The organism is Streptomyces sp. WELS2 (genome assembly GCF_013870595.1).
GTDB lineage: Bacteria > Actinomycetota > Actinomycetes > Streptomycetales > Streptomycetaceae > Streptomyces.
Window position 1 is genome coordinate 1 of record NZ_JACBWZ010000262.1, and the last position, 7,596, is coordinate 7,596.

The window sequence follows — 7,596 nt, forward strand, 5'->3', positions numbered from 1 at the left end:
GCGGAGACGGACACCGCCTCGGCGTGACGCACGACCCGTACGCGAACGGGGGCCGGACTCCGCGGAGTCCGGCCCCCGTTCGCGCGTAGGCGCCGCGATCACCCTCGGTTACTATGCTCACTTCATGCCGGAGGCCGGGAGCAGAGGGCGCACCGCCCTCGACGGACTGCTCGGGAAGCAGGGAGAACGGCATGCCGGCCGGAACTCCCCGCATTCGCCCCGGGCCGTTCACGGGCGGTCCCTGATGCCGCGCCCCTCCGGACTGTGCCGTGCTTTACAAGGTTCTGAAGACAGATGGCCGGGGAAAATGCTGAAACAGGTCACCGCGACCCGCTACATCACACCGTTGCGTGAGGGTGGATCGCTGCCGGGGCTGGTGGAGGGCGACGACCTCCGCACGTACGTCATGAAATTCACCGGCGCGGGTCAGGGCCGCAAGACCCTGGTCGCCGAGGTGGTGTGCGGCGAACTCGCCCGGCGGCTCGGGTTGCGCGTGCCCCGGCTGGTCACCCTCGAACTGGACCCCGTGCTCGGCCTCGGCGAGCCGGAACAGCAGGTGCAGGACCTGCTGCGCGGCAGCGGCGGCACCAACCTCGGCATGGACTTCCTGTCCGGCGCCCTCGGCTACGACCCGCTCGCCTTCCCGGTGAGCCCCGAGGAGGCCGGCCGGATCGTGTGGTTCGACGCGCTGATCAACAACGTCGACCGCTCCTGGCGCAACCCCAACCTCCTGGTGGTCCGGGGGGAGCTGTGGCTCATCGACCACGGCGCCACGATGATCTGGCACCACAACTGGCCCGGCGCCGAGACCTCGGCGGCCCGTCCCTACGACGCCTCGGACCACGCGCTCGCCCGCTTCGCCCCGGACGTGCGCGCCGCCGCGGCCGACCTCGCCCCCGAGGTCACCGAGGACCTGCTCGCCGAGGTCACCGCCGAGATCCCGGACGTCTGGCTCGACGGTGAGCCGGGCTTCGACACCCCGGACGACCTGCGCCGGGCCTACGCGCGGCCGCTGCTCGCGCGCGCGGCCGTCATCGCCGAGCGGATCACCGGCCTCGGCACCGGATCAAAGGAGGGCAAGTGAGCGAGCGTCACATCCACATGGCCGGCCATGTCACCGAACGGCACATCACCCGGGCGGGCCAGGGCGGCGACCGGGACGTGTTCGAGTACGCGCTGCTGCGGGTCGTGCCCCGGGTGGAGCGCGGGGAGTGCGTCAACGCGGGCGTGGTCGTCTACTGCCGCGCGCGGGGCTACCTCGGCGCCCGCACCCACCTGGACGAGGCCCGGCTGCTCGCCCTGGACCCGGCCGCCGACGTGGCCGGGGTGCGCGCCGCGCTCGCCGCGATCGAGCGCACCTGCGCGGGCGGTGAACAGGCGGGACAGGCGGCCGGCGACGACGCGGGGCGCCGCTACCGCTGGCTGGTCGCGCCCCGCTCCGCCATCGTCCAGCCAGGACCCGTGCACACCGGACTGACCGCCGACCCGGCCGCCGAGACCGAGCGCCTGCTGCACCTCTTGGTGAGGTAATCGATCACACCGGCCGATGTTGCCGTTGACACCGCGTGCCAGGGCTTCTAGCGTCACGGGTGGAGAAGGTACTAAGCGGTCGCTCACCGCACCGGGAGGACCCTCTCCGAGGGTCCGACAGGTTCTCTCAAGGGCGAGGAGAAACAGCATGTCCACCAATGAACAGCGGGTCGCGGTAGTCACCGGCGCGGCGCGCGGCATCGGCGCCGCCACCGCCGTACGGCTGGCCGCCGAGGGCCGCGCGGTCGCCGTGATCGACCTCGACGAGGCCGCCTGCAAGGACACCGTCGAGAAGATCACCGCGGCCGGCGGCAAGGCCGTCGCGGTCGGCGCGGACGTCTCCGACGAGGCACAGGTCCAGGCGGCCGTCGCCCGCGTCGCCGAGGAGCTCGGTGCCCCCACGATCCTGGTCAACAACGCGGGCGTGCTGCGCGACAACCTGCTGTTCAAGATGAGCGTGTCCGACTGGGACACGGTCATGAACGTGCACCTGCGCGGCTCGTTCCTGATGACCAAGGCCGTGCAGCAGCACATGGTCGAGGCCGGCTGGGGCCGGATCGTCAACCTCTCCTCCTCCTCGGCGCTCGGCAACCGCGGCCAGGCCAACTACTCGGCCGCCAAGGCCGGTCTCCAGGGCTTCACCAAGACCCTCGCCATCGAGCTGGGCAAGTTCGGCATCACCGCCAACGCGGTCGCCCCGGGCTTCATCGCCACCGAGATGACCAAGGCCACCGCCGAGCGCGTCAAGATGGACTTCGAGGACTTCAAGAAGGCCGCCGCCGGCCAGATCCCGGTGCAGCGCGTCGGCGAGCCCGAGGACATCGCCAACGCCATCGCCTTCTTCACCGGCGAGGCGGCCGGCTTCGTCTCCGGCCAGGTGCTGTACGTCGCCGGCGGACCGCTCGACTAGGGATTCAGGGGTAGCACGGACATGACTGAACTCCCGGAGCTCTCCGGCAGGGTCGCGATCGTCACCGGTGCCAGCCGCGGCATCGGCTACGGCGTCGCCGAGGCGCTGGTCGCCCGCGGCGACCGCGTCTGCGTCACCGGCCGCGGCGCGGACGCCCTGAAGGAGGCCGTCGAGCGGCTCGGCACCGAACGGGTCATCGGCGTCGCCGGCAAGGCGCACGACCTCGCCCACCAGACCGAGGTCGTCGAACGCACCATGGAGGCCTTCGGCCGGGTCGACTTCCTCGTCAACAACGCGGGCACCAACCCGGTGTTCGGCCCGATCGCGGACCTCGACCTCGACGTCGCCCGCAAGGTCTTCGAGACCAACGTGATCTCCGCCCTCGGCTTCGCCCAGAAGACCTGGCACGCCTGGCAGAAGGACAACGGCGGCGCGATCGTCAACATCGCCTCGGTCGCCGGCCTGTCGGCCTCGCCGTTCATCGGCGCGTACGGCGTGAGCAAGGCCGCGATGATCAACCTGACCCAGCAGCTGGCGCACGAGTTCGCGCCCCGGGTACGGGTCAACGCCATCGCCCCGGCCGTGGTCAAGACCAAGTTCGCGCAGGCCCTGTACGAGGGCCGCGAGGAGGAGGCCGCGGCCGCCTACCCGCTGGGCCGGCTGGGGATACCCTCCGACATCGGCGGCGCCGCCGCGTTCCTCACGTCCGCGCAGTCCGACTGGGTCACCGGTCAGACGCTCGTCGTGGACGGCGGCATCTTCCTCAACGCGGGCGTCTCCTGACCGACTCTTCCGGGCGCCCGGTTTCCGGACGGAACGGCGCCCGGAAGACCCTCTGGAGTCCGCATGGCGAACTGACGACGTTGTCATCACCGGATCGGTCAACGGGCCCTGTTCCAGGGGAGGTTCAGGGAACGAGCGCTGCGGTATGGTCTGCCGACCCTTGGTATGGCGGATCGAGGAGCGTGCGCGTGTTCTACCGGTACCGATTCCTGCGAAGAGTCGCGGCGATCGCGTCCCTGTCCGTGGTCGCCGGCTGCGGCCTGCTGTCCGACGGCGACCCCGACGGCCAGGGGCCGATCGTCGTGGGCACCACCAGCGCGCCGAGCACACTGGACCCCGCCGGAGCCTGGGACGGCTCCTGGGAGCTGTACCGCAACATCTTCCAGACCCTCCTCGCCTACCCGTACGGCGCCACCACCCCCCAGCCCGACGCCGCCCGGGCCTGCTCCTTCACCGACTCCACCAGCCGTACCTACCACTGCCGGTTGCGCGCCGGCCTGAAGTTCGCCGACGGCGACCCGCTGACCGCCCAGGCCGTCCGGCACTCCATCGACCGCATCCGCACCATCAACGCCCCCGGCGGCCCCGCCGGACTGCTCGGCAGCCTGGACCGGGTGGAGACCTCCGGCGACCGCGACATCGTCTTCCACCTCAACAAGCCCGACGCCACCTTCCCCTTCGTGCTGGCCACCCCCGCCATGTCCCTGGTCGACCCGGACGACTACCCGGCGAACTCCCTGCACGAGGGCACCGACGTGCACGGCTCCGGGCCGTACGAGCTCCGGTCCTACGAGGAGGGCAAGCGGGCCGACCTGGTCCGCAACGACAACTACCAGGGCTTCGCCAAGCGGCGGAACGACGCGGTGACCATCCGCTACTTCAAGGACTCCGCCGGCATGGTCGCGGCGCTGCGCGACAAACGCGTGGACGTCACCTACCGGGGACTGGCCGCCGACGACGTCGTGGCCCTCCAGGAACACGACGACGAGCAGCTGCAACTGGTCGACGGCGCCGGCACCGACATCAGCTACCTGGTGTTCAACCCCGCGGACCGCTGGGCCGGACGGACCGCCGTACGCAAGGCCGTCGCCCAGCTCGTGGACCGGGGCGCGATCGCGCACAAGGTCTACAAGGACACCGTCGACCCGCTGTACTCGATGGTCCCCAAGGGCCTGACCGGCCACGCCACCGGCTTCTTCGACGACTACGGCGAACCGAGCGTCGCCAAGGCCCGCAGGATCCTCGCCGACGCCGGCATCACCCGGCGCGTCCCGCTCACCCTCTGGTACACCACCGACCGCTACGGCTCCGAGACCGGCCTGATGTTCCAGGAGCTCAAGCGGCAGCTGGACGGCTCCGGCCTGTTCACCATCACCCTCAGAAGCCGCCCCTGGAAGAGCTATGTCGCAGGCTTCCAGAAGCACGAGTACCCGGTGTTCGGACGCGGCTGGTTCCCGGACTTCCCCGACGCGGACGACTTCATCGCGCCGTTCGTCGGCGAGCACAACGCGCTCGGCACCCCCTACCCGGCCAAGGAGATCACCGGCCGGCTGCTGCCCCACGCGCGCGCCGAGAGCGACCGCGCCCGAACGGTCAAGGACATGGAGGCCGCCCAGCGGATCATGGTGGACGACGCCCGGCTGCTCCCGCTGTGGCAGGGCAGGCAGTTCGTGGCGGCCAGCGTCGACGTCTCCGGCGGCGAACAGGCCCTGGACCCCTCGACGATCATGATGATGTGGGCGCTGCACCGCAAGACCAGCTGGTGAGACCCCTTGCCGCACCGGTTGTCAGTGGTCGCCTGTAGGTTCTGGAACCTGGAAGTGACCGCACGCGGTACCTGATCGACATCGTGAGGACGTTGACGTGACCGACATCGCCATGCTGCCCGAGTCCTGGCGCGGGGTTCTGGCCGACGAACTGCAGCAGCCCTACTTCAAGGAGCTGACCGAGTTCGTCGAGGAGGAGCGGGCGAGGGGCCCCGTCTACCCGCCGCGCGAGGAGGTCTTCGCCGCGCTCGACGCGACGCCGTACGACCGGGTGAAGGTCCTCGTCCTCGGCCAGGACCCGTACCACGGCGAGGGCCAGGGCCACGGCCTGTGCTTCTCGGTCCGTCCCGGGGTGAAGACCCCGCCGTCCCTGCGGAACATCTACAAGGAGATGCACGAGGAGCTGGGCCTGCCCATCCCGGACAACGGTTATCTGATGCCGTGGGCCGAACAGGGCGTGCTGCTGCTCAACGCGGTCCTCACCGTCCGGGCCGGCGAGGCCAACTCGCACAAGGGCAAGGGCTGGGAGAAGTTCACCGACGCCGTGATCCGCGCGGTGGCCTCCCGCCCCGACCCGGCGGTCTTCGTCCTGTGGGGCAACTACGCGCAGAAGAAGCTCCCGCTGATCGACGAGACCCGGCACGTGGTGGTCAAGGGCGCGCACCCCTCGCCGCTGTCCGCCAAGAAGTTCTTCGGCTCCCGCCCGTTCACGCAGATCAACGAGGCGATCGCCGCGCAGGGACACGAGCCGATCGACTGGCGCATCCCGAACCTGGGCTGACGGGAGCGCGGGGCGGGGCCGCTGCCCCGCCACTTCCCCCGACCCCGGTCCGTCGGCGCGACGGCGCCGCCTTACCGGGAATCCGGCCCGCGCCGGTTAGCGTCGGGAACGGCAACAACCGGCGACGGCCCGGAGGGCACCGTGGTGGAGCGACAGGAGCAGACGGCGCCGGACGCCGTGCTGACGCGGATCGGGCAGGTCGTGATGTTGCACCACGGCGGGGACCGCGAGGAGGCCCGCAGCCGCTTCCTGGACCTGTGGGCGGAGATCGGCGAGGACGGCGCCCCGATGCACCGCTGCACCCTCGCCCACTATCTGGCCGACACCCACGACGACCCGGCCGACGAACTCGCCTGGGACCTGCGGGCGTTGTCGGCGGCCGAGGAGCTGACCGACGGCCGTCCGGGCGGGGATCCGGGCAGCGCGCGGGGCTTCCTGCCGTCCCTGCACCTCAACCTGGCCGCCGACTACGTCAAACTGGGCCGCGCCGAGGCCGCCCGCAGCCATCTGCGCCGGGCCCGCACCGCCCCGCGCGCCCTCGCCGACGACGGCTACGGCGCGGGCGTCCGGTCCGCGATCAGCCGACTGGCACTGCGGCTGGGGGAGGACGGCGAGGACGACGAGGACTGGCCGTCCCGCGGCCGGCAGGGGTCATGACCGGACAGCCGGCGCGCGCGGTCGTCATCGGCGGGCGGTGAGGAACGCCGGCCCGGCCGCCGGACCGTACCGGCGCTCGTCCCGTGCGGCTTCGGTGGCATCGCGCACCGGTGGTCCCCGTATGCTTCCGGCAGACAATCCGCAGGCCAGTGACAGGGGAGAGCACGTGAAGGTCGGCTGTATCGGACTCGGGGACATCGCGCAGAAGGCCTATCTGCCGGTGCTCGGCACCCAGCCGGGAGTCGACCTGCACCTCCAGACCCGTACCCCCGCCACCCTGGAGCGGGTCGGGGACAGCCTGCACCTGCCGCGCGGCCGGCGGCACACCACCCTGGACTCGCTGCTCGACGCCGGCCTCGACGCGGCCTTCGTGCACGCGCCCACCGCCGTCCACCCCGAGATCGTCACCCGGCTGCTGGAGGCCGGCGTCCCGACGTACGTGGACAAGCCGCTCGCCTACGAACTCGCCGACTCCGAACGGCTGGTCACCCTCGCCGAGCGGCGCGGCGTCCCGCTGGCCGTCGGCTTCAACCGCCGCCACGCCCCGGGGTACGCCCAGTGCCTGGACCACTCCCGCGAGCTGATCCTCATGCAGAAGAACCGGACCGGGCTGCCCGAGGAACCCCGCTCGATGATCCTGGACGACTTCATCCACGTCGTCGACACCCTGCGCTTCCTGTCGCCCGGCCCGGTCGACGACGTGACGGTGCGCGCCCGCGTCGAGGACGGGCTGCTCCACCACGTCGTGCTCCAGCTCGCCGGCGACGGCTTCACCGCGCTCGGCGTCATGAACCGGCGCAGCGGCTCGAACGAGGAGATCCTCGAGGTCTCCGGGCAGGACGGCAAGCGCCAGGTGGTGAACCTCGCCGAGGTGATCGACCACAAGGGACAGCCCACCGTGCGCCGGCGCGGCGACTGGGTGCCGGTGTCCCGCCAGCGCGGCATCGAGCAGGCGGTCCTCGCCTTCCTCGACGCCGTACGGGCCGGACGGGTGCTCAGCGCCCGGGACGCGCTGGCGACCCATGAACTGTGCGAGCGGGTGGTACGAGAGGTGCGGGACCGCCACGGCGCGCCCTGACCGCCCGCACCCCCTCGGCCACCCCGAGCACGGCCAGCACCAGCAGCGCGCCGTGCACCGGCCAGTCGCCGTGCCGGGCGTAGGGCGTGAC

The 7,596-nt window shown here is 71.5% G+C and carries 8 protein-coding genes and 1 pseudogene; 8 read left to right on the forward strand and 1 reads right to left on the reverse strand.

Annotation, left to right across the window (positions count from 1 at the left end; all coding sequences use genetic code 11):
• Positions 1–307 precede the first annotated feature (307 nt).
• The 8 genes from H5J33_RS17015 to H5J33_RS17050 all read left to right on the forward strand — a co-directional run bounded on the left by H5J33_RS17015 (position 308) and on the right by H5J33_RS17050 (position 7,505).
• Positions 308–1,084, forward strand: a complete 777-nt coding sequence (locus H5J33_RS17015) for a HipA family kinase (protein ID WP_181795764.1) — start codon at positions 308–310, stop codon at positions 1,082–1,084.
• Complete coding sequence (locus tag H5J33_RS17020; RefSeq protein WP_181795766.1) at positions 1,081–1,530, forward strand: DUF3037 domain-containing protein; 450 nt, start codon at positions 1,081–1,083, stop codon at positions 1,528–1,530. Before H5J33_RS17015 ends, H5J33_RS17020 begins: the two co-directional genes overlap by 4 nt.
• A 148-nt stretch (positions 1,531–1,678) precedes the next feature.
• Positions 1,679–2,440 (forward strand): 3-oxoacyl-ACP reductase FabG, encoded by a 762-nt coding sequence (gene fabG, locus H5J33_RS17025; protein ID WP_181795768.1) that lies wholly within the window; start codon positions 1,679–1,681, stop codon positions 2,438–2,440.
• 21 nt (positions 2,441–2,461) lie between these two features.
• A complete protein-coding gene (locus H5J33_RS17030; protein WP_181795769.1) occupies positions 2,462–3,223 on the forward strand; it encodes an SDR family oxidoreductase in 762 nt (253 codons plus the stop codon).
• Positions 3,224–3,411: 188 nt separating this feature from the next.
• Positions 3,412–4,989 carry an ABC transporter substrate-binding protein gene (locus H5J33_RS17035; RefSeq protein WP_181795771.1) on the forward strand — a complete coding sequence of 526 codons (1,578 nt, stop codon included), beginning with the start codon at positions 3,412–3,414 and terminating at the stop codon, positions 4,987–4,989.
• A 97-nt stretch (positions 4,990–5,086) separates the two neighbouring features.
• Entirely contained in the window at positions 5,087–5,770 is a 684-nt protein-coding gene (locus tag H5J33_RS17040) for a uracil-DNA glycosylase (RefSeq protein WP_181795773.1), read from the forward strand.
• Positions 5,771–5,911: 141 nt separating this feature from the next.
• The gene (locus tag H5J33_RS17045) at positions 5,912–6,427 is read left to right on the forward strand and encodes a tetratricopeptide repeat protein (RefSeq protein ID WP_181795774.1); all 516 of its coding nucleotides are present in this window, start codon (positions 5,912–5,914) and stop codon (positions 6,425–6,427) included.
• Positions 6,428–6,593: 166 nt separating this feature from the next.
• Complete coding sequence (locus H5J33_RS17050; RefSeq protein ID WP_181795776.1) at positions 6,594–7,505, forward strand: Gfo/Idh/MocA family protein; 912 nt, start codon at positions 6,594–6,596, stop codon at positions 7,503–7,505.
• On the opposite strand, the pseudogene H5J33_RS37520 reads toward H5J33_RS17050, so the two are convergent.
• A pseudogene (locus H5J33_RS37520) lies at positions 7,423–7,596 on the reverse strand (apolipoprotein N-acyltransferase); the annotation flags it as partial. The gene H5J33_RS17050 and the pseudogene H5J33_RS37520 sit on opposite strands and share 83 nt — an antisense overlap.

Excerpts from the sequence above, each read along its gene's own strand:
- fabG (WP_181795768.1), top strand. The coding sequence starts at position 1,679 with ATGTCCACCAATGAACAGCGGGTCGCGGTAGTCACCGGCGCGGCGCGC.
- H5J33_RS17015 (WP_181795764.1), top strand. The coding sequence starts at position 308 with ATGCTGAAACAGGTCACCGCGACCCGCTACATCACACCGTTGCGTGAG.
- H5J33_RS17030 (WP_181795769.1), top strand. The coding sequence starts at position 2,462 with ATGACTGAACTCCCGGAGCTCTCCGGCAGGGTCGCGATCGTCACCGGT.